This is a genomic window from Bacteroidota bacterium (genome assembly GCA_039111535.1).
Classification (GTDB): Bacteria; Bacteroidota; Rhodothermia; order Rhodothermales; family JAHQVL01; genus JBCCIM01.
Genome location: JBCCIM010000333.1, coordinates 1 through 3,159 on the forward strand (window position 1 = coordinate 1; position 3,159 = coordinate 3,159).

General features: G+C 51.7%; 1 protein-coding gene. It reads right to left on the reverse strand.

The annotated features are described in order from the left end of the window. On the reverse strand, positions 1-3,101 hold a 3,101-nt coding region (locus AAF564_26510), incomplete at its 3' end, for an MG2 domain-containing protein (protein MEM8489127.1). Between the last annotated feature and the right edge of the window lie 58 nt (positions 3,102-3,159).

A 3,159-nucleotide genomic window follows, 5' to 3' on the forward strand; every position in this document is an offset into this window, starting at 1 on the left:
CCGTAGGTAAAGGAGAGCTCTTTATAATCCTCCACCTCATAGCCCAGTCCATTGGCAATAGAAGCAGCTACTTCTTTTTGTCCGATCTGATGATAAGCAGCGGCCAGCATCCACCTGCCTGGCACATTTTTGTAGAGTCCCTCGCGGAATCTGTTCATGGCCCCAAGTTGCGGTTTATCCGCCAGTGCCAACAGATATAAACGATACGCCTGGATCAACTCGGACCGCCGATTACTGCTAACCACCCAGTTGTTTGCCACGGATACCTGGTAATCAAGCCAGCCATTAAGCAGATCTGCCGGCAAATCGTATCCTAACGATTTAGCCGCGAGCAGGAAGTGGCCGGCATAGTTGGTGCCCCAATCATTCACATTTGATCGTCCCGGCCAATAGCTAAACCCACCATTGGGTCGTTGAAAACGCGCAAGACGAGAAATGGCAGCATTGACATTCCGTTCGATACGCGCTTCTTGCTCGTCTTCTAGCGATAATAAATCGGAGAGATATAGCTGTGGGAAGGCGCCAGACGTTGTCTGCTCAACACATCCATGCGGATACCGCATCAGGTAGCGTAGTCTTTTCTCGAGATTCAAAGGCTGCATGAGCGAGACTTCCAGCATCCCTGAATTGGTGCCGGCGATGCCTGTCACTTCAGGCTCCAGTGTCAGCGTTTCACCCGGTTGAATAGAGAGCTCCTTGACCAGTGTCACAGCCGGATTTGGGTGACGAACATCGATATCAAAATTGTATTCTGCGGTTTCACTTCCTTTACGCGCAATGGCACGAATACTGGCCTGCCCAACTTGCTCTTTGATTTTCATCGGGAATGTGATAACCTCTTCGCCGGCCTCATCAAACGACACAATTTTCCGAGGCATTCCGGTTAATTCGATCAATTCGTTTGTATCAATTTCTACCTCCACATCGCCCATGTCATCTTCCATTGCAAAAACAGAAAGGTAAAAATCGACTTCTTCCTCCGGCCCCAACACGCGCGGCAGTGTACCCAGGAGCATAAGCGGCTTGCGGACAGGCGTAGCTTTTTCAGCAGCACCAAACGCCGCCCCGTTGCCGGCTACTACCATCGTACGCACCGAGCCAACGTAGAGCGGCATATCTACCGTGTGAGAGGCCGTTTTGCCAGCACCCAACTCAAACGGACCCAGATACTTTACCACGGGCCTAAATCGGTTCACTTTGGAAACACCGGTCTCACTTTCTTCTTCTGCACCACCACCAATACCCAGCAAAGATTGATACTGCAGGCTTGAAGCGCCTACCACGTGATCAAACACATCCCAGGTTTTGGTGGAAAGCGCCTGTCGCGCGAAAAAGTAATCCCACGGATTAGGTGTTTTGAAGCGGGTGAGATCCAGCAAGCCTTCATCGACGACAGCCACCGTGTAGGTCATCGGCCGGCCGGTGGCTTCAGACACCTGGATTTGCACGGGGGATTCGGGCCGAATGACATCGGCCATTGTGATTTCGGGTTTTAGATGGGAGCCGGCATCGTAAACCTTGATTGGAATCACACCATACAATCGGATAGGCAAGTCGTTGGCTGTCTGCGCATGGGGCTGAAGCAGGGTGACGTTGGCATAGATATTAGGTGCCATCGCAGCAGTTGCTTCAAATGTAAAGGTTGTGGTTCCCTGTTCAGCATCGATCCAGTGCGTACTAAGGACTTCGGTGCCTGATTCCAGGCTCACCAGCGCCCGCCCTTCTGCCGGCGTAGGAATACTCAAGGTAACCTCTTCACCCACGTTATATGATTCTTTGTCTGAAGAGAAAGTTAACATGGATTCGCAGCCCGGCTGCCCGCCTTTGCCGCGCCGGCTCCCGTACCAACTGGCATAGACAAACGTCCCACTACAATGCCCTCCTTTATCGCAAGCGCGGATCAGAAAACGGCCCCAGCTTGCATAATCGAGACGAATCGTAGCACGAGCCTTGCCACTCGCATCCGTTGCAACAGTATCTGCTGAGATAGGGTTTTTGAACTCGGCGGCGTTATAATTGATGGTTTCTCGTGAACCTCGATCCCACCACCATCGCCACCCCACTTCATATAGACTCACCGTCACGTCGCTTTTTGCAACGGGATTTCCTTCTCGATCAACCGTCACAATTTCAATCTCCTGATCCTGATCGGGCATGATCCGCGGCCGGCGGCTGCCCTTTTGTGGAAAAAGCACACCGACATAATGATTGTACGGATGATAAGTATGGCTAAACTGGTCGACGCTAAACGCACCACCGGGTTCGAACACTTTTGTCAGGAAGGTTGCCCGGAGTTTTCCAGGAGCGTTATCGTTAGCGGCTAATTTTATAGGGAAAGATGCACGTCCCTGGCTGTTTACGTCGTCACTAAAAATGGTCTCGATGTGTTGCGCATATGCTCGACCAGGGTCGTCAAAAGTATATTGCCGAAAATCATCGAAAGCAGTAGCGGCCGGCAGGAGCGTGGCCTGCACTTCGGCCTTCAAATCTTTTGCTACCGCACCATGCAACCAGGTTACCGACAGGTCTGCTTCCTTTGCACCGGGCTCTGCGGTAATAAACGGAACGTCGTAGTCGAAGTTAATTTTCAATCGATTGGGCATAATGGTTTCGACCTTGATGGTCTTCGAGAACTTTGTCCCGCCAACAGCTATTTGCGCAGCGTAATTACCCGTGGTTGCGTCAGCATCCGTTTCTGTAGTGAAAGCATAAAACCCGTTGACTGATTCATTCTCTACAATCCGATCAACCAGTTGGCCTTGTGGGTTGCGCAACTCAAATGTAACCGGATGATCTGCCGGCAATGGATTCTCCGAATCGTCGAGCACAAAGGTAAGATGGATAGGATCACCCGGACGCCACACCCCGCGCTCGCCGTAGATGAATCCACGCAGGCCGGCCTTGGCCTGGGCGCCCGTGACATCAAACCGACTCAAAGAAAGTGCCTCACCATCTATCAACTTCAAATAACCACGCTGTTCGCCACGCTTGGCCACAAGCAAAAACGGCGTTTCCGTAAACTGGACTTTGGCAACGCCTTCGCTGTTGGTTTTCGCCACATGCACCACCTGCTGGCTCATGTCATATAATTCCAGATTCACATTCGCAAGAGGAGCTGTGGTGTGTAAATCCGTTGCAGCAATCACTAGCTCATCAGCA